This window comes from Motiliproteus sediminis, from assembly GCF_017912535.1.
In the GTDB taxonomy this organism is placed as follows: domain Bacteria; phylum Pseudomonadota; class Gammaproteobacteria; order Pseudomonadales; family Balneatricaceae; genus Motiliproteus; species Motiliproteus sediminis.
Window position 1 is genome coordinate 1 of the sequence record NZ_JAERQK010000004.1, and the last position, 18,349, is coordinate 18,349.

Below are 18,349 nucleotides of genomic sequence, written 5' to 3' on the forward strand. Positions count from 1 at the left end.
AGCACAGCATCAGCGGCGACTACGTCACCCACGTGCTGGACCGGATAGCCTAGTTCCGAGGTTATCCGAAAGCCATACGGACAGACCAAGGGCCGGAGTTTACCGGCAAAGCGCTGGACCAGTGGGCGTATCGACATAGCGTGGAGCTGAAGCTGATCCAGGCAGGTAAGCCGACCCAGAACGCCTACATTGAAAGCTTCAACGGCAAGTTCAGGGATGAATGCCTCAATGAGCATTGGTTCACCAGCTTGCCTCATGCCCGAGATCTCATAGCGATCTGGCGGCAGGACTACAACGAACACCGTCCGCACTCAGCGCTGGGCTATGCAACGCCTGCTGAGTTTGCAGCCAGAACACGGCAGCAGCCGAAGGACGGTACAGAACGGAAATTACGAGATAAATGAACAGGGCTTTACTAGACGCAAACTGGTACTAAATCTGGGGGCAGGTCATGGTACTAAATCTGGGGGCAGGTCACATGGACCAGCGCACGCGGCTTATGCCGCGGCAGTATTTGGAGAGCCTGCGGGCGAACTGCGATAGCGACGGAATACCGCTCTCTGCAGCCTGGCTCAACCATTCTCTCCAAGCCCTGCGCCAGTTCCATGCCGTTCCCCCGGACCACAGCGCCTTTAGGCTGCTTTGGTCGGCCTTACGCGGTTGTGGTGTCAGAGGCTACAACCTGGTTACGGCCTTTTTGCTTGGCCTGATAGAGCAGTTGATCGGCGCGCTCCAGCAGCTCCTCGATTCGCTCCCCCGGCTGGTAGTCTGTCAGACCTATGCTGGTTGTGACGGGGATGGTTCCGTTGGCTCCATCACTTATTTCGCACGCTTCGAAGGCTTGTCTCAGCTCCTCAGCCAATCTCTTGGCTTCGGCGGCATTGAGTCCTGGCAGAATGGCCATGAACTCTTCACCGCCAAAACGTGCGATAGTATCGGACTTGCGCAGGTTGTCAGTTAGCACGGCCGCGGCTTGTCTGAGAACTTTGTCTCCAATCAGGTGGCCGTGATTGTCGTTAATTCGTTTGAAGCGATCCAGATCGCACATCAATACCGCAAAGCCTGTGTTGCCGGCGTTTGCATCCTCCATGACCAACTCGAACTGTTTCATCAGGACCCGTCTGTTAATCAGTCCGGTCAGAGCATCGCGCGTAGACTCGCGGTAAAGCTTGAGCAGCATTAGTAGCTGTCCACACTGAATCCAAAGAGTGACGCCTGTGACCAGACCGATAACCCACAGGGTGTTCAGTGTCTCGGAGGTGGCGAGTTGGCCGAGCCAGGTTTGCAGACCGAGATAGCTGAGGGTGATCGTGGCGGCTAGCAGTGCACCGAAGAGTAGCGTTACCGGGAAAAGGCCTGTTAGCGCGACCACCATCATTGGCATGGCACTGTAACCGGCCAAAGGCGTCTCGGTGACGCCGGTCGCCATGATGATCATGCTTGCCAGATAAAAAGTGACGGATGACAGTATCGTGAACACCAGCACCGCGTGAGCGGTTAGCGGACGCGGTTTGCTGCGGCTAATCAGATATAACAGGCCAAGAAACGCGGTGAGCGCTACGCGAGCGAGGCTGATTCGACTGAAGTTCTCACTATTCAGCGTCAGGTAGTCGACAGGTATCCATGCGGGGACGGCGGCAACAAAGAACAGCAGCATGAAGCGCAAGCGCTTGGTGATGTAGTCGGCGCGGGTAGCGTTGAAATCGGGGGAGTGTTGTCGTGCACTGAGGATATCGCTGGGCTGAAAGCCTCCGAGCAGCCGTTTGATATTGCGGGTGGTGAGGTGCTCATTTGGTGCACTCATGGTCGTTATTGGCCTCCTTGCGTTTGGCGCAGCATAAACGATCAACAGGCGTCTCGCTATCTATCCGTCCCGTCGATGAAAGTGTCCTATGCTGATACGAGGTTTTTGCAACCGGGTCGGAGAAGGTCATGCCGTGCTGCTAGCCTACTCTGTACTTGGCCAAAAGTTCAAAAAAGGTGTTTCTATGTCGCCAGAGGATATCGGAATTGTGCAGGCGAGCTTTAAGCGCTGTAGCCAACATATGGAATTTATTGATAATTTCTACCAGCGATTTATGGAAACCTCGTCAGATGTGACGGCCCGTTTCGCCAATGTCGATATGGACCATCAGGTGGTAATGTTGCGAGGCTCGCTGGAACTGATGTTGGGCTGTGTGCACGAGCAGGACCCGGCGCAGTCTCTGGCGGCGCTGGCTGAACTGCATAGCCGTCGGGGTGTTGATATTCCTCCTCAACTCTACGACTACTGGCTGAGCAGTCTGTTAAGTACGGTGCGCGCGTACGATCATGAGTGCGACGCAGAACTACTGGCCGCGTGGGAGCGAGTCCTCTCGCCCGGTATCCGCTGTATGAAAGCGGGCTATTAGCAGAGTCTTGCTGTTATGATTCGGGTCGGTTTGCGTTGTTCGCCCGAATGGCTTTGCGACGGTATTTCCTATTTCTTCGGCGCTTTGTTCATCGCTGCGGTCGCGGCGCTGATATGGCAAATTTATCGGCAGCGTTGATCCGCGTTGGTGATGGTCTTGGGGTGCAGCGTTTGTTCACCTGCGTTAGGCGGAGCAGGAGGGGGATGGTTAAGCTGTCTGGCTTTCCCCTATCCTTGTATGAGTGCACCCCGGGTGCAAAAAACTGGCGCCTTTTGATGCGCTGCAAAATGCTTGCTGTAAGTCATAGTTATAACGATATGTATAAGTTATGTTTCTTCGTCCCTGAAGCTGAGCTGGAGCTGGTCAAGAAGGCGGTCTTCGCCTCCGGTGCCGGGCAGATAGGGAATTACGATCACTGTTGCTGGCAAGTTCTGGGGGAGGGGCAGTTTCGCCCTCTGCAAGGAAGCCAGCCGGCGATAGGCGCATTAGGATCGCTGGAACGAGTACCCGAGTACCGTGTCGAGTTGGTCTGTGACGACGACAAGATAGCTGCTGCGGTAGCAGCGTTAAAGCGGGCCCACCCTTATGAAGAGGTGGCCTACGATGTGATCAAACTGGCCGACATCTAGCAGCAAGAGTCGCCGGTGTAGCCAGGAAGAAGGGAATTTCCGTGAGTCAGCAGTTAATCCGCTATTCCAAGATCCTAGAAATCGTTGGCGATATCATCAAAGTCTATGTGCCTGAGCCAGCAGCCGGCGAAGTCGCAGAGATCTGCTTTGGTGACCTGGCGATGATCGACAGCGACGAAGGCAGCAGCCGGCCGCGGTTGGCGCAAGTGATTCGGCTCGATAAAGAGGTGATTTCGCTGCAGGTCTTTTCCGGCGCTAAAGGGATCTCTACGCGCTCGTCGGTGCGCTTCCTGGGACGCTCAATGGAAGCGGTGTTCTCGCCCAACATTCTGGGGCGTTGTTTTTCCGGTGCCGGCACACCGATCGATGGTGGGCCGGACCTCAGTGATGATCCGCGTACCGAGATCGATGGTCCCACCGTTAACCCGGTTCGGCGGTCGTTGGCTTCGCGAATGATCCGCACCAATGTGCCGATGATTGATGTTTTCAACTGTCTGGTCGAAAGTCAGAAGATCCCCATCTTCTCGGTCGCCGGTGAGCCCTATAATCAGCTACTGGCCCAAATCGGGACCAATGCCGATGCCGATATCGTGATCTTTGGCGGGATCGGGTTGATCTTTGACGACTACTACTTTTTCCGGCGTGCGTTTGAAGAGGCGGGGGTGCTCGCGCGTACCTCCATGTTCGTGCATTTGGGCTCTGATCCGACGGTTGAGGCATTGCTGGTGCCAGATATGGCGCTGGCAGTGGCAGAACGCTTCGCCGTTGAAGAGGGTAAGCGTGTCCTGGTGCTGCTGACGGATATGACCGCGTACGCCGACGCCTTGAAAGAGGTGGGTATATCGATGGAGCACGTACCCTCCAACCGCGGTTATATGGGGGATCTCTATTCCCAGTTGGCGCGGCGTTACGAAAAGGCCTGCGACTATCGCGGTGCTGGCTCGGTGACCATTCTGTCGGTCACCACCATGCCCGGTGACGATGTCACGCACCCGGTGCCCGATAATACCGGTTATATCACCGAAGGGCAGTTCTACCTCCATGACGGGGTTATCGATCCGTTTGGCTCGCTGTCACGACTAAAGCAGCACGTTATCGGCAAGGTGACTCGTGAAGATCATTCGCAGATCATGAATACCATGGTGCGCTTTTACGCCGAAGCCAAAGATGCGCAGCAAAAACAGGCGATGTCCTTCGATCTCACCGAATATGATCACCGGCTGCTGAAGTTTGGTCGGCTGTTTAAACAGCGCTTTATGGATATCGCCGTTTCCATGCCCTTGGAAGAGGCGCTGGATACCAGCTGGCAGACGCTGGCAGAGTGCTTCAAGGCTGAAGAGCTGCTGATGAAGCAAGCATTGGTGGACAAGTACTTTCCTGCCTCTTCTGACGTAGCCTGACGGACTCGGGTTTATGGGCAAGTTGGCACTCAACAAGAGCTCGATGCACCGTGAGTCGAAACGGCTGAAGTCGTTTGAGCAGTATCTGCCTGCGTTGGATCTCAAGCGGAAACAGATTATCGGCGAGCGCTTCAAGGCGCGTCGACGCATGGCTGAAATCGAGCAGGAAATTGCAGAGCAGCGGCAGCGGGTTGGCGAACAGTTGCCGATGTTGGCCGAGATGAATCTCGAGCTGGAGGGGCTGGTTCAGCTTGAACAGGTGACGCTTGGCGACGAGAACCTGGTCGGTATTCACCTTCCAGTGCTGGCCGATCTGCGCGTCGCACGCGCGCCCTATTCGCTGTTTTCACGGCCGCACTGGATCGATGCGCTGGCTAATCAACTGGAACAGATGCTGCGGTTAAAGCTCGAAAAGCGAATCCAGCATCGCCGGATAGAGTTGCTGGAGCAGGCACTGCAGAAAACCACGCAGAGGATCAACCTGTTCGAGAAAGTTCTGATCCCTCAAGCCCGTGAAAACATTCGCCGGATCCAGATTTTCCTCTCCGATGGCGAACGCGCCGGGGTGGTGCGGGCCAAGATCTCCAAGGATAAAAAGAGGCGAGCGGGATGAGTATCGAGCGTCTTCAGAAGGCCACCGTCGCCGGAGTGGTGGCTCAGCAAGATGAGATTCTGCAGGCTTTGCAGCAGTTCGGTCATCTGCACTTGATTGATCTGCATAGCCAGCCGCGCGAAGAGGTCAGTTCTCTAGCGCCGGCAGAGTACAAAGAGGCGCTGCGCTACCTGGATAACTGTCCCGAACAGCGGATGCAGGTGGATTCGTCGCCCCACTTTGATCCCTGTGCCATCGCTCAGCAGGTACTGGACGTGCGTAACGAGGCTCGGACACTGCACGACCGCAAGGACTTTCTTGAAAAGCGGATCGCCGACCTCAAGCCCTGGGGTAACTTCCAGCTTCCTGATGACACCCTCTACGGTGAACGCTTGTGGTTCTATCTGGTTCCCAATTATCAGATGGACAAGCTGGAGCAACTGGAACTGCCCTGGAAGTGCGTGCACCGGGACAACCGCTTCTCTTACATCGCGGTTATCTGCGCCCACGAGCCGGCACCTAAACTGCTGCCTGTGGAACGCACACATACCGGCAGCGTGCCACTGGAGCAGTTGGAGCGTGAGCTGTTCGACGTGAAGATGCGGCTTGAAGATCTTGCCGCTGAACGTCACTCGTTGTCACGCTGGATCTTATTACTGCGACGCAGTCTCGCATCCATAGAGGATGAGGATTCACGCCGTCTGGCATCGCTGATGGCGCTGGACAACGAGCAGGTTTTTGCGCTTCAGGGGTGGGTGCCGGAATCGCAGCTCGACGCTCTTCGTGCCGTCGCGGACGAACACAGTTTGGCGTTGGCGCTGGAGCCTCCCCTGGAGGATGAGCTCCCGCCAACGCTGCTTAGCAATCCGCAAAATCTGGCCGGTGGTGAAGAGATTGTGCGCTTCTACCAGATGCCGGGCTACCGCAGTTGGGATCCGTCACGGGTAGTGTTTTTCTCCTTCGCGCTGTTTTTTGCCCTGATCCTTTCTGATGCTGGTTATGCGGCCATGCTGGGACTACTGGTGGTTGTTTATTGGGGTAAGCTCGGGCGGACCGAAACCGGTCGTCGAATTCGGGCGCTGGCATCCGCTCTGACCGGCACCTCGTTGGTTTACGGGGTGTTGGTGGGCAGCTACTTTGGCGCCGAGGCGCCTTTTGCACCGCTGGCGTCGCTGCAACTGCTTGATTTGAGCAATTTCGACCAGATGATGAAGCTCTCAGTGGTCGTCGGTACCGGGCATATCATCCTCGCGAACCTGATCTCGGCCTGGCAATGCAGGAGGACGGTTCGTGCTGTGGCTAGTCTTGGTTGGGTGGCGCTGTTGCTGGCGGGCCTGGGTTACTGGTTGTTGCAGCTTCAGACGTTGAGCATCCTGTTGGTCGTGGCAGGGCTGTTGGCCATTTTGTTGTGCAGTAGCGCGCGCTCCTGGGAGTGGCGTCTGTTGCACTGGCGTTTGCTGGATGGATTGCTGGCATTGACCGGCATTTCCAAGGTGTTTGGTGACGTGCTCAGCTACCTCCGCCTGTTCGCGCTGGGGTTGGCGAGCGCATCGTTGGCGCTGACCTTCAATCAGTTGGCGGTCGATATGGCCGCAACGGGGGGCGCGCTGGGCTTTTTGATGCAGATTCTGATCCTGTTGCTGGGGCACCTGATCAACTTTGTGCTTTCGGTAGTGAGCGGTGTGATCCACGGGTTACGCCTCAATCTACTGGAGTTCTTTAACTGGAGCCTTTCGGATGAAGGCTATCCTTTTCAACCGTTTGCGAAAAAAGAGGTGGAAGCTTGGACAACTTGATCTTGGCCTTGGGGTGGGCTGGTTTGTATGGTCCCATGGCGTTGGGAGCGATCGGCAGCATGATCGGCTGTGCGCTGGCTGGGCAGGCTGCCTGCGGGGCCTTGTTGGAAACCGAATCCGGTCATGGCCGCTTTATCGGTATCTCGGCAATGCCCTCTTCGCAGGCTATTTACGGCATCGTGGTGATGTTCGCATTGAACCGGCCGGTCACGGTCGACAATGCGGGAGGACTGTTTGGTATCGGTATTCTGGTGGGGCTGGCATTGATGTTCAGTGGTATCTGGCAGGGCAAATGCTGTGCCAGCGTGATCAACGTGTCCAAGATCCGACCTGAAGTGTTCGGCATGTCAATTGCGCCGGCGGCTATCGTTGAGGGCTTTGCCGTTTTTGCTTTCATCTTTGCTCTGGTAATCAGCGCCGGCATTCCGGCTTAAGGAGGTCCCATGGCGGAACCGTCACAGCAACAGGCCCAACATGCCTCGTCAGGTGTCGAAGCGCTGATTGAGCGCCTGCGGGACCAGGGCGTCAAAAAGGGACAGCAGGAAGCCGAAAAGCTGGTCGAGGAAGCGCAGCGTCGTGCTGACTGGCTAGTGTCGCAGGCGCGCGAGGAAGCCGACGCGATGGTGAAAAAGGCGCGTGACGAGGCGGATAAACTCAATCGCTCCTCGTTGGATGCGCTGCGCATTGCCGCCCGCGACATGAACCTTGAGATCAAAGAGAGCCTCACCCGCAGCTTTTCTGATCAGGTGCGCCGGCTGGTTGCCCAGCAGATGGACAACGAGGCCTTCTTGCGCCAGCTGGTGCTTGAGGTGGTTGGCCGGGTTCGGGATGAGACCCATCTCGATGCGGCGGGAGATAAAGAAGTGTTGTTGCCGGAAGGCGTGATTGGGCTTGAAGAGTTGCGGCGCAATCCCAGCGAGTACAAAGATGGGCGGCTAAGCCGGCTGGTCCAGTCTCTGGCAGGCGAGATTCTCAGCGACGGGGTGTCCTTTGGTGCCGGCAAGGGCAAAGGGATTCGGGTCCGTATCACGGCCTCGGAAACTGAGGTCGATCTCTCTGCCGAGGCGGTATCCGAGATGCTGCTGAAGCATTTGCAGCCGCGTTTTCGCGCCATCCTTGAAGGGGTGGTCAAGTAAGTTATGGCTCAATCCGGCAGCTACTACACCCTGGTCGCCAGTTTGCCGCACCTGCCGCATCTGTTCAGTGCCAAGCGCTTACCCTGCTCGCGGATACAGCTCGATCGGCGTTTGTCGATGTTGGAAGCTGACGATCGCGAGCAGTTGGAACTGATGGAGTCCCTGCTCTGGTGGGACCGCCAGAGCGTGGTGCCTGAGCCGGACGAGCTGATCTGTGGCGACAAGCGAGCTCAGGTGGAGCAGTTGCGAAACCCGTTGCTGAAGGGATTCACCCTGTGGCGGCTTGAGTTACGAACCCTGATTGCCGCGCTGCGACGGCGCCGGCTGGGGTTGGCTCCTCCAGACTCATCGACCCGCTGGGGCGTGGGGCGCTGGACGGAGCAGATTATTGCCAACTGGCAGTCGCCGGCGTTCGGGTTGGAGTTCTGTTTTCCGTTTGCGCAGGAACTCCATGAACTGCTGGCCAAGGACCAAAGCCTGGAAGCTGAAAAACTGTTGATGGGCGAGCTCTGGACCCGCCTGACGCGGCTGCAGGACGACCACTATTTTGACTTTGAAGCGGTAGCGCTCTACGTGATGCGCTGGCACTTGGTGGAGCGCTGGACGCACCATGAGCGCGACGCGGCTATAGAACGATTCGACCACCTGGTGGACCAGGCGCTCGAACAGCAAGGGATAGAACTCTGATGGCAGAACAAGGCTATACAGCCCATGTGGCGGGCGTGCGAGACGATATCGTCCGGATCCGGATGAACCGCGATGCCGATGGTCAGTACTACGGATTGGCGAAAAACGAGGTAGTTTACATCTGCCCCAAGCGTACTCAGGAACAAGGCCTGACCGAGAGGCTCAAGGCGGAAGTGCTGCGCGTGCATGGCCATGAAGCGGACGTGCAGGTGTTCGAAAACACCCGCGGCGTCGCCATTGGGGATGGTGTTGAACAGAGTGGCGCGATGTTGTCGGTCAGCCTGGGCCCGGGGTTGTTGGGACAGGTGTACGACGGATTGCAGAACCCGCTAGAGGTTATTGCCGGCCAGCATGGTTTTTTCCTGCCGCGAGGGCTGGATGTGCCGGGGTTGGATCAGCAGCAGAAATGGTCGTTCATGCCATCGGTGAAGATGGGCGATCGTCTGCGTGCCGGCGATGTGGTCGGTTGTGTTCCGGAAGGGCGTTTCAGCCACAAGATTATGGTGCCGTTTGATTTGTCCGGTGAAGCCGAGATCAGTTGGATCCAGGAAGGCACCTTTGACGTTCGCACCCCAGTGGCGCGGCTGCGTCTTGAAGACGGCTCCGAGCGTGAGCTGACCATGCAGCAACAGTGGCCGGTTCGGCGCCCGTTGAATGAACAGCTACTGAAGAACCGCCAGTCAGAGCGCCTCTATCCCTCAGAGCCGATGCTTACCACTATTCGCCTGATCGATACCTTCTTTCCGGTGGCGCGCGGCGGTACCGCCTGCATTCCCGGTCCTTTCGGGGCCGGCAAAACAGTGTTGCAGAGCCTGATTTCGCGATTCTCTGACGTGGACATCGTGGTGGTGGTTGCCTGCGGCGAACGGGCTGGCGAGGTGGTGGAAACCATTACCGAGTTTCCGCAAACGGCTGACCCCAAGGGCGGCAGCTTGATGGATCGTACCATCATTATCTGTAACACCTCGTCGATGCCGGTTGCGGCCCGTGAGGCTTCCATTTATACCGGCATTACGCTCAGCGAGTACTACCGCCAGATGGGCTATAACGTGCTGCTGATCGCCGATTCCACCTCGCGCTGGGCGCAGGCGATGCGCGAAACTTCCGGGCGGATGGAGGAGATTCCGGGTGAAGAGGCGTTCCCGGCCTATCTTGACTCGGCGATTCGTACCCTCTATGAGCGCGCAGGCGTGGTGCGCACCAATGATGGTGCGACCGGCAGCTTGACTATGATTGGTACGGTATCGCCGGCGGGCGGTAACTTTGAAGAACCGGTAACCCAAGGCACTTTGCGCACGGTGAAGGCGTTTCTCGGTTTGAGCTACGACCGCGCTTACAAACGCGCCTACCCAGCGGTGGACCCGTTGATCTCTTGGTCCCGATACCTGGAGCAGCTGCAGCCCTGGTTTGCCGAGAATGTTGATCCCGAGTGGACTCGTTGGGTCGCCGACACCCAGGCATTGCTGGCGGAGAGTGAGTCGATACAGCAGATGATGCAGGTCACCGGTGAAGAGGGGGTGACGCTGGAGGATTACATCAGTTACCAGAAGGGGCAATTCCTTGACCAGGTTTACCTGCAACAGGATGCGTTTGATCCGGTTGACGTATCGACGTCGATGGGCCGACAGCAGAAGGTGTTCAAGCAGCTACGTCGCAGTCTGACGGCGCTGCCAGAGTTCGAAACCAAGGCTCAGGTGCGGGAGTATTTTGTTCAGCTGACCAACTTGTTCCGCAATCTCAACTATTCGGCGGAAAATACCCCCGACTTCCGCCGCTACTGGGAGCAGATCGAGGCCCGCGCCGGTAAGCTGGTTTAGCTGTCGCGGCGCTCAGGCGGCGCGAGATCGACGTGGTGCAGCGGAAATACGCCCTGTTTTCGGTCAGCAAAGTAAAAGCGCAGGGCGTTGCGAATGGTCTGGAACGCCAGCTGATCCCAGGGGATATCTGCTTCGCTGAACAGCCCGGCTTCGAGTGTCTCGTCGCCTGCGGCGAACAGGGGTGAGGGCAGACGGGCAAGGTAGATCATCTGCACCTGATTGATGTGGGGAATGCTGGTGAGGGTGTAGAGTTGTTGCAGCTCCACCTCGGCGCAGGCCTCTTCGCGGGTTTCCCGTATTGCCGCTTCGCGGGTGGTCTCGCCGTTCTCCATAAACCCGGCCGGCAGCGTCCAGAGGCCGTGGCGCGGTTCGATGGCGCGCTTGCACAGCAGAATCTGGTCCTGATAGACCGGCAGGCAGCCGGCGATAATATTGGGGTTCTGGTAGTGGATGGTGTCGCAGCTGGAGCACAGGTAACGAGGGCGATTGTCACCGGTGGGAATCTCGAAACGAACGCCAGCACCACAGAGGCTGCAGAATTTCATAGCGGTTTCCAAAGCCCGGAATCGGCCGACATCGACGGCGGGCAAGACTCTACATTGGCGTCAGCTCCGGTTATGATGTCTGACATCTCGGCGAAGGATCAACCCCTGAGCATGTTTGAATACCCGCATGATGACGATCTGCTGGCAGCGCTGGAACGCGGTGTTGAAATGATGCGGCCGCGCACGCTGTCGGGACAGCGTCCGGAAGCCGGCGTGCTGGTGGCGGTGACTGACAATGCCCGCCATCCCGAGATCGTCCTGACCCAGCGTGCTGCGCAGATGAACAGTCATGCGGGCGAAGTGGCATTACCCGGTGGCAAACGGGATCCGGAGGACAGAGATCTGTTGGCCACGGCCTTGCGTGAGGCTGAAGAGGAGGTCAGCTTGCCCCCGGATGCGGTGCGGGTGGTGGGGCCGCTCAGCCAGGTCGTGTCGAAGCACGGTTTTCTGGTGACGCCCTATCTGGGGGTGATACCGGAAACGATCCGCTTGTCACCCAGCCCGGACGAACTTGACGGGCTGTTTCGGGTGCCGCTGCGTTTTTTTCTTGAAGATCGCCGTCATCATACCGACCGCCTGAGCTACAAGGGCAAGGATATTTACGTCCCCAGTTATCGTTATGAGGGTTACGTTATCTGGGGATTGACGGCGTATGTGATCGTCGAACTGCTCAATCAGGGACTGGGGGCCGAGATCCCCCTGCGCCCGCGACCGGAACAATCCTGAGGGGGAATCATGATCTTTCATGTGGATAATCGTGGCGTCAGCTTCGCCAGCTGCCACTACTTTGTAGCCTGTAATGCGGTGCTGATCGGGGCAGTCTCCGTGGGTGATGAAGCCAGCGTCTGGTTTAACGCCGTGGTCCGAGCCGACAATGAGCCGATCACTATCGGTGATCGCTCCAATGTGCAGGATGCGGCGGTACTGCATACCGACCCCGGATATCCATTAGTGATAGAGAATGATGTGACGGTCGGCCACAAGGCGATGCTGCATGGCTGCCATATCGGCGAGGGGTCGCTGGTCGGGATTAACGCGGTGGTGTTGAATGGCGCCAAAGTGGGCAGGAACTGCCTTATTGGCGCCAATGCGCTGGTGCCTGAAGGGGCGGAGATCCCTGATGGCTCGCTGGTAGTCGGCACGCCGGCGAAGGTTAAGCGGATGCTCAGGGAAGAGGAGATCTCCGCCTTGCGGGCCAATGCCGAACACTACGTCAGCAACATGCGCCGCTACCGGGACAGCCTGGTACAGGTAGATTGAGCATGTCGTCACAACCCTCATCACTGGCCAAAGTGCCGTCGCCCTGCGTCGGCATCTGCGCGCTGGATAACCAGGAGCTCTGCGTTGGTTGTCGACGCACACCCGAGGAGATCGGTGCCTGGGGGAGTCTCGATAATGAGGAACGCCGCGAGGTGCTGGCGCGAATCGCCGAGCGCCCCGCTGCTAGCAGCGCACCCTAGTCGCGCCCACTGTCAGAAACCCGTGCCATCTTGATCAGGTTGTCCTGGATCTGGATGGTTTCGATGCGGTAACCATCAATGGTGATGCACACATTGGTTTCAGGGATGAATTCCAGGGTTTCGGTGATCAGGCCGTTGAGTGTTTTGGGACCATCGATAGGCAGTGCCCAGTTCATCGCCTTGTTAATGTCGCGGATGGTGGCCGAGCCGTCAATGAAGTAGGTGCCATCATCTTGGGGATGAATGTCCTGATTTTCGATGCGGCGTTCGTCGGAAAGCTCGCCCACAATCTCCTCAAGTATATCTTCCAAGGTGCAGATGCCTTGAATATCGCCATATTCGTCGACCACCAGGCCGATGCGGCGGCCCTCTTTCTGGAAGTTCAGCAACTGCGTTTGCAATGGCGTGCTTTCCGGCACGAAGTAGGGTTCACGCAGCACCTGGAGCATCGCTGCTTTGCTGAATTCACCCTCGCGCATGACGGTCACCATCTTGCGCAGGTGGAGAATCCCCACTACCTGATTGATGTCGCCCTTAAACACCGGCAGGCGGGTGTGGTCGCAGTTGGATATCTGGCGCAGAATTACTTCGTCATCGCTGTCGAGGTCGATGCCGATCACTTCGTTGCGCGGAATCATGATGTCCTGCACCGTGACCTCTTCCAGCTCCAGAATGCTGAGCAGCATTGACTGATTGCGTTGGGGCAGCAGGGCTCCGGCTTCGTTGACGATGGTGCGCAGCTCTTCGGTGCTCAGATGGTCATGTTGTCCTGCGTCAACCTTGACCCCCAGCAGGCGCAACAGGCCGTTGGTGATGCCGTTGACCAGCCATACCGCCGGGTATAGCAGGGTGAGCAGTGGGCGCAGTAATACCGCCGCCGGGAAGGCGATCCGCTCAGGATGCAGCGCAGCCAGGGTTTTAGGGGTGACTTCGGCGAAGATCAGCACTATGAGCGTCAGACCGAAGGTGGCGATGGCGATGCCGGCATCGCCCCACACGCGCACCGCCATAACCGTGGCAATCGACGCCGCGGAGATGTTGACCAGGTTGTTGCCGATCAGAATGACCCCGATCAGGCGATCCGGGCGCTGTAACAGATGGTTGGCGCGTTTGGCACCACTATGCCCCTGTTTGACCATATGGCGCAGGCGATAGCGGTTGAGCGACATCATGCCGGTTTCTGAGCCGGAGAAGAAGGCAGACAGGCAGATTAGTAGAACAAGAATTCCCGCTAGCAGCTCAAGCGATGCGTCTTCCAAGACGAGGGTAACCTTTTATTTCGGTCGGGAGGGTGATTGTGGTGGCTGGTTCTGGAGCTGTCAAGAAAGCCCTTAGTCGAGCGGGAGCAGCAGTTCCAGCACCACTTTGCTGCCGAAATAGGCCAGCATCAAGAACAGGAAGCCGCCCAGCGTCCAGCGAATGGCGACGCGCCCGCGCCAGCCCCACTGATGGCGACCCCATAGCAGGCAGGCGAACAGCAGCCAGGCAACCAGAGAAAGCACGGTTTTATGGACCAGATGCTGGGCAAATATATCGTCTAGAAACAGGAAGCCGCTGATCAGTGAAACCGTCAGCAGGATGATGCCGGTCCATACCATTTCAAACAGCAGCTGCTCCATCAGCTGCAGCGGAGGCAGCGCTTTGACAATGCCACGGGTGTGGTGGTGTTTTAACTGGTGCTCCTGGGCCGCCAGCAGAAACGCCTGTACCGCAGCGATGGTGAAGATGCTGTAGGCCAGGATAGAGGTGAGAATATGGCCGATAATGCCCGGTTCTAGCTGGTGGGCCGGCGCGCTGGGCGGAACCCACATGGCCAGCAGCAGCGTGATCGCCGCTAGTGGGAATATGGCCACAAACAGATTGGTCAGGGGTTTGCGCAGACTGCTCGCGAGAACCAGGCCGGCTACCAGCCAGGCGATAAGCGATGATACCGGAAACAACGCCAGCTGAATGCCATCATCGGTGTGTAGCACGTGATAGACCGCAAAGGTGTGCAGCAGTAACGCCACGGCACCCAATCCCATCACCAGAGGACGTTTTTCCGGACGCTTGCCCGACAGACTGGCGGCCTGCAGGCCGCCAGCGATCAGGTAGCAAAAAGCGCCAAGAAGTGAAGGGATTAGCAGTGTCATAGGGTGTCGTAAATCAGTTCAGAATGGCGGCTAGTGTGGCACAAAAAGCGGAGCGATAGAACAGGGTTTGAGCGGCGTTGGGCGGTAATCGGGCCCGCTTGCTGCGGCCATGGAGCGCCGCGCCCGCATGCGCTATAATCGCGGGCTGCTTTGCCGCCCTGCAGATCGCTGCCGGTGCGGCCGGATTAGGTATAGAGGCTGGTTATGTTTGACAATCTGACGGACCGTTTAACGCTCGCCCTGAAATCGGTAACGGGCCAGGCCAAACTGACGGAAGAGAATATCAAAGGCACCCTGCGTGAGGTGCGGATGGCGCTGCTGGAAGCTGACGTGGCGCTGCCGGTGGTCAAAGAGTTTATCGATGGCGTGAAACAGCGCGCGGTCGGTCAGGAGGTCAGCAAGAGCCTGACGCCGGGACAGGTGTTCGTCAAGATTGTTCGTGACGAGCTGATCCGGGTGATGGGTGCCGCCAACGAAGAACTTAATTTGGCCATGCAGCCGCCGGCGGTGGTAATGATGGCGGGTCTGCAGGGGGCGGGTAAAACCACCTCGGTGGCCAAGCTGTCGCGCTGGTTGAAAGAGCGTAAGAAAAAATCGGTGCTGGTGGTCTCTGCCGACGTTTACCGCCCGGCGGCGATCAAACAGCTGGAAACCCTGGCCGGCGAAGTGGGGGTTGAGTTCTTCCCCTCCAGCGCCGATCAGGATCCGGTGGCTATCGCTACGGCCGCCATTCAGCACGCCAAGATCAAACATATTGATGTAGTCATCGTTGATACCGCCGGTCGTCTCCACGTCGATGGCGAAATGATGGACGAGATCAAGCGTCTGCACAGCGCCATCACGCCCATCGAGACCTTGTTCACGGTGGACTCCATGACCGGCCAGGACGCGGCTAATACAGCCAAGGCGTTTGGTGATGTGCTGCCGCTGACCGGCGTGATCCTGACCAAGACCGATGGTGATGCGCGTGGTGGTGCGGCGCTGTCGGTGCGTCACATTACCGGTAAGCCGATCAAGTTCCTCGGTATTGGTGAAAAGACCGATGCGCTGGAACCGTTCCACCCGGATCGGGTGGCGGGGCGCATTCTCGGCATGGGCGATGTACTGTCGCTGATCGAAGAGGTCGAGCACAAGGTTGATAAGAAAAAGGCCGAAAAGCTCGCCACCAAGCTGAAGAAAGGCAAGGGTTTCGATCTGGAAGACTTCCGTGACCAGCTCCAGCAGATGAAGAACATGGGCGGTATGGCGGCGATGATGGGCAAGCTGCCGGGCATGGGTAAAATGGCAGAAGCCGCTGAAACTGCCGGTGCCGAGAAGGGGATGATGCAGATGGAAGCGATCATCAACTCCATGACCCCCCATGAGCGTCATTTTCCTGATGTGATCAGCGGGTCGCGCAAGAAACGCATTGCGGCCGGTTCCGGGGTACAGATTCAGGACGTCAACCGGGTGCTGAAGCAGCACAAACAGATGCAGAAGATGATGAAGAAACTTGGCGGTAAAGGCGGCATGACCAAGATGATGCGCAACATGAAAGGGATGCTGCCGCCAAGCATGGGCGGTAATGCCGGCGGCGGATTCCCCGGTGGCATGGGCGGCGGATTCCCGCCGCGCCGCTGAGTGATTAATAAATAGTCATTAAAAGCTTTCTATGGGTGGAAGTTTCGCGTAAAATTCCCGCCCTTCGTGTAGCCCCGCAGGGGTTGCAAACCAAGCCTCAGTTTTGCGTGCCGCTTCGGTGAGCGTAACTCTGAGTGGAGCAAACCGTGGGCGATATCAAAACCCACTCAATGAAAGGATCGTAGCGAATGGTAGTAATTCGTTTAGCGCGTGGGGGCTCTAAGAAGCGTCCGTTTTATCACATCACAGTAGCCGACCGCCGCAATGCCCGCGATGGTCGTTTTATTGAGCGTGTGGGTTTCTTTAATCCGATCGCCCGTGGCCAGGAAGAGCGTCTGCGCGTTGACCTGGAACGTGTCGAATACTGGCAAGGCAAAGGCGCACAGGCTTCCGAGCGTGTAGCGACTCTGCTGAAGGAAGCAGCTAAGGCTGCTAACTGATTGACTGACTGGCAATCGAGCACTGCTGATGAGCGTTGAGAGTCAATCGTCGGAGTTGGTAGAGCTGGGGAAAATTACCTCACTCTACGGCGTCAAGGGGTGGGTCAAGGTTTATTCCCATACCGAACCGATGGAGAACATTCTCGACTACTCGCCCTGGAAACTGAAGCTGGATGGTCGCTGGACCGCAGTCAAAGTGGAGCAGGGCAAGCGTCACGGCAAGGGCATGATTGCCAAACTGGCTGGCTGCGAAGATCGGGATCAGGCCAGTCGCTATTGCGGAGCGGCGATTGCCGTGGAGCGAAGCGTGCTGCCGGATCTGGATGGTGAAGAGTATTACTGGCACCAGCTGGAGAAACTGACCGTAGTGACCGAGTCCGGAGTCAATCTGGGCCGGGTGGATTACCTGATCGCGACGGGTTCTAACGACGTTCTGGTGGTAAAAGGAACGGCCGAGAGCCACGACAAGCGGGAACGACTCATTCCCTACTTGCCCGATCAGGTGGTCAAAGAGATAAACCTCAAAGCAGGTACGATCCGGGTCGAATGGGATCCGGAGTTTTAGTTGGTGAGGATCGGTGTAGTTACACTGTTTCCGGAGATGTTTGCGGCGATTACCGATTTCGGTGTCACCGGACGGGCGGTTAAAAACGGCCTGATCAGCCTTGAATGCTGGAATCCCCGGGAATTTACTCACGACAAGCATCGCACTGTCGATGATCGTCCCTACGGCGGAGGCCCGGGCATGCTGATGAAAGTTCAGCCGCTGCGCGACGCCATCCATGCTGCTAAAGCGGCCGTTGGTGAGGGAGCCAAGGTGATCTACCTGTCTCCTCAAGGGCGTAAACTGGATCAGACCGGCGTTGCCGAGCTGGCCCGGCGTGACAGGGTGGTGCTGGTGGCGGGGCGTTACGAAGGTATTGACGAACGCCTGCTGGAAACCGAGATCGACGAAGAGTGGTCGATCGGCGATTTTGTTGTCAGCGGTGGTGAACTACCGGCGATGACCCTGATCGACGCGGTTTCCCGTCTGTTGCCCGGTGTGCTGGGGCATGAGGATTCAGCCAGTGAGGACTCCTTTGCGGAGGGCTTGCTGGATTGTCCTCACTATACCCGGCCCGAGGATTATAACGGACGTGCCGTACCTGAGGTGCTGCTGAGCGGCAACCATGAGGCGATTCGGCGTTGGCGGCTGCAACAGCAGCTGGGACGCACCTGGCAGCGACGCCCGGATCTACTGGACGGTCTGCAACTGAATGATGAGCAACAGCGGTTGCTCGACGAGTTTGTCCGCGAGGCTGAATAGCAAGCGGAAACTATTTAGGAGCGAATAATGAGCAGCAAGAACCTGATTATTCAGCAGTTAGAAGCTGAACAGATGAACAAGCAGGTACCTGAGTTTGGTCCGGGCGACACTGTCGTGGTTCAAGTGAAGGTAGTTGAAGGTAACCGTCAGCGCCTGCAGGCGTTTGAAGGCGTAGTGATCGGCAAGCGTAACCGCGGCCTGAACTCTGCGTTCACCGTACGCAAGATCTCCCACGGTGTGGGCGTTGAGCGTACTTTCCAGACCTACAGCCAGGGCGTTGACAGCATTGAAGTCAAGCGTCGCGGCGACGTGCGTCAGGCCAAACTGTACTACCTGCGCGAGCTGTCTGGTAAGTCTGCACGTATCAAAGAAAAACTGGCCAAGAAGTAAGCTTGCTTC

22 protein-coding genes and 1 pseudogene are annotated in these 18,349 nt (G+C 57.6%); 18 read left to right on the top strand and 5 right to left on the bottom strand.

Annotated features, from left to right (window positions below):
* A pseudogene (locus tag JJQ76_RS08980) lies at positions 1-404 on the top strand (integrase core domain-containing protein); the annotation flags it as partial.
* 70 nt (positions 405-474) lie between these two features.
* Here the strand turns inward: JJQ76_RS08980 and JJQ76_RS18330 are convergent.
* Positions 475-672, bottom strand: a complete 198-nt coding sequence (locus JJQ76_RS18330) for a DesA/ISL3 alpha bundle tail domain-containing protein (protein WP_425515231.1) — start codon at positions 670-672, stop codon at positions 475-477.
* A complete protein-coding gene (locus JJQ76_RS08985) occupies positions 653-1,804 on the bottom strand; it encodes a GGDEF domain-containing protein (protein WP_210396479.1) in 1,152 nt (383 codons plus the stop codon). The genes JJQ76_RS18330 and JJQ76_RS08985 overlap by 20 nt, the downstream gene beginning before the upstream one ends.
* A gap of 241 nt (positions 1,805-2,045) precedes the next feature.
* On the opposite strand from JJQ76_RS08985, the gene JJQ76_RS08990 reads away from it, so the two are divergent.
* From JJQ76_RS08990 to JJQ76_RS09030, 9 genes are all read left to right on the top strand, one after another.
* Positions 2,046-2,390 (top strand): globin, encoded by a 345-nt coding sequence (locus JJQ76_RS08990; RefSeq protein WP_210396480.1) that lies wholly within the window; start codon positions 2,046-2,048, stop codon positions 2,388-2,390.
* 317 nt (positions 2,391-2,707) lie between these two features.
* Positions 2,708-3,019 (top strand): YqfO family protein, encoded by a 312-nt coding sequence (locus tag JJQ76_RS08995; protein WP_210396481.1) that lies wholly within the window; start codon positions 2,708-2,710, stop codon positions 3,017-3,019.
* A gap of 41 nt (positions 3,020-3,060) precedes the next feature.
* Complete coding sequence (locus JJQ76_RS09000) at positions 3,061-4,419, top strand: V-type ATP synthase subunit B (protein ID WP_210396482.1); 1,359 nt, start codon at positions 3,061-3,063, stop codon at positions 4,417-4,419.
* A gap of 13 nt (positions 4,420-4,432) precedes the next feature.
* Positions 4,433-5,032 (top strand): V-type ATP synthase subunit D, encoded by a 600-nt coding sequence (locus tag JJQ76_RS09005; protein ID WP_210396483.1) that lies wholly within the window; start codon positions 4,433-4,435, stop codon positions 5,030-5,032.
* A complete protein-coding gene (locus JJQ76_RS09010; protein WP_210396484.1) occupies positions 5,029-6,807 on the top strand; it encodes a V-type ATP synthase subunit I in 1,779 nt (592 codons plus the stop codon). The genes JJQ76_RS09005 and JJQ76_RS09010 overlap by 4 nt, the downstream gene beginning before the upstream one ends.
* Complete coding sequence (locus JJQ76_RS09015) at positions 6,795-7,241, top strand: ATP synthase subunit C (RefSeq protein WP_210396485.1); 447 nt, start codon at positions 6,795-6,797, stop codon at positions 7,239-7,241. Before JJQ76_RS09010 ends, JJQ76_RS09015 begins: the two co-directional genes overlap by 13 nt.
* 9 nt (positions 7,242-7,250) lie before the next feature.
* Positions 7,251-7,943, top strand: a complete 693-nt coding sequence (locus JJQ76_RS09020) for an ATPase (RefSeq protein WP_210396486.1) — start codon at positions 7,251-7,253, stop codon at positions 7,941-7,943.
* 3 nt (positions 7,944-7,946) lie between these two features.
* Positions 7,947-8,630 (top strand): DUF2764 family protein, encoded by a 684-nt coding sequence (locus tag JJQ76_RS09025; protein WP_210396487.1) that lies wholly within the window; start codon positions 7,947-7,949, stop codon positions 8,628-8,630.
* Positions 8,630-10,447: a V-type ATP synthase subunit A gene (locus tag JJQ76_RS09030; protein WP_210396488.1), complete on the top strand. Its 1,818-nt coding sequence runs from the start codon at positions 8,630-8,632 to the stop codon at positions 10,445-10,447. The genes JJQ76_RS09025 and JJQ76_RS09030 overlap by 1 nt, the downstream gene beginning before the upstream one ends.
* Here JJQ76_RS09030 and JJQ76_RS09035 read toward each other — a convergent pair.
* Positions 10,444-10,992: an NUDIX hydrolase gene (locus tag JJQ76_RS09035; RefSeq protein WP_210396489.1), complete on the bottom strand. Its 549-nt coding sequence runs from the start codon at positions 10,990-10,992 to the stop codon at positions 10,444-10,446. The genes JJQ76_RS09030 and JJQ76_RS09035 overlap by 4 nt on opposite strands.
* Positions 10,993-11,103: 111 nt before the next feature.
* On the opposite strand from JJQ76_RS09035, the gene JJQ76_RS09040 reads away from it, so the two are divergent.
* Genes JJQ76_RS09040 through JJQ76_RS09050 form a run of 3 tightly spaced genes read left to right on the top strand, consistent with a single transcriptional unit; the run spans position 11,104 to position 12,452 of the window.
* The gene (locus JJQ76_RS09040; protein WP_210396490.1) at positions 11,104-11,718 is read left to right on the top strand and encodes a CoA pyrophosphatase; all 615 of its coding nucleotides are present in this window, start codon (positions 11,104-11,106) and stop codon (positions 11,716-11,718) included.
* Between the two features lie 9 nt (positions 11,719-11,727).
* A complete protein-coding gene (locus JJQ76_RS09045) occupies positions 11,728-12,252 on the top strand; it encodes a gamma carbonic anhydrase family protein (protein ID WP_210396491.1) in 525 nt (174 codons plus the stop codon).
* 2 nt (positions 12,253-12,254) lie between these two features.
* A complete protein-coding gene (locus JJQ76_RS09050; protein WP_210396492.1) occupies positions 12,255-12,452 on the top strand; it encodes a DUF1289 domain-containing protein in 198 nt (65 codons plus the stop codon).
* Here the strand turns inward: JJQ76_RS09050 and JJQ76_RS09055 are convergent.
* Together JJQ76_RS09055 and JJQ76_RS09060 are read right to left on the bottom strand one after the other, a co-directional pair.
* Positions 12,449-13,711 (bottom strand): HlyC/CorC family transporter, encoded by a 1,263-nt coding sequence (locus JJQ76_RS09055; protein ID WP_210396493.1) that lies wholly within the window; start codon positions 13,709-13,711, stop codon positions 12,449-12,451. The two genes, JJQ76_RS09050 and JJQ76_RS09055, sit on opposite strands and share 4 nt — an antisense overlap.
* Positions 13,712-13,783: 72 nt before the next feature.
* The gene (locus JJQ76_RS09060) at positions 13,784-14,584 is read right to left on the bottom strand and encodes a cytochrome C assembly family protein (RefSeq protein ID WP_210396494.1); all 801 of its coding nucleotides are present in this window, start codon (positions 14,582-14,584) and stop codon (positions 13,784-13,786) included.
* A 204-nt stretch (positions 14,585-14,788) separates the two neighbouring features.
* Between JJQ76_RS09060 and ffh the strand changes: the two genes are divergently transcribed.
* The 5 genes from ffh (at position 14,789) to rplS (ending at position 18,340) form a co-directional block, all read left to right on the top strand.
* Entirely contained in the window at positions 14,789-16,204 is a 1,416-nt protein-coding gene (gene ffh / locus JJQ76_RS09065) for a signal recognition particle protein (protein WP_210396495.1), read from the top strand.
* Between the two features lie 188 nt (positions 16,205-16,392).
* On the top strand, positions 16,393-16,644 hold the full coding sequence (gene rpsP, locus JJQ76_RS09070) for a 30S ribosomal protein S16 (RefSeq protein ID WP_210396496.1): 252 nt from the start codon (positions 16,393-16,395) through the stop codon (positions 16,642-16,644).
* A 28-nt stretch (positions 16,645-16,672) separates the two neighbouring features.
* Positions 16,673-17,209: a ribosome maturation factor RimM gene (gene rimM, locus JJQ76_RS09075; RefSeq protein WP_210396497.1), complete on the top strand. Its 537-nt coding sequence runs from the start codon at positions 16,673-16,675 to the stop codon at positions 17,207-17,209.
* Positions 17,210-17,212: 3 nt separating this feature from the next.
* A complete protein-coding gene (gene trmD / locus JJQ76_RS09080; RefSeq protein ID WP_210396498.1) occupies positions 17,213-17,950 on the top strand; it encodes a tRNA (guanosine(37)-N1)-methyltransferase TrmD in 738 nt (245 codons plus the stop codon).
* A 27-nt stretch (positions 17,951-17,977) separates the two neighbouring features.
* The gene (rplS, locus tag JJQ76_RS09085; protein WP_210396499.1) at positions 17,978-18,340 is read left to right on the top strand and encodes a 50S ribosomal protein L19; all 363 of its coding nucleotides are present in this window, start codon (positions 17,978-17,980) and stop codon (positions 18,338-18,340) included.
* Positions 18,341-18,349 lie beyond the last annotated feature (9 nt).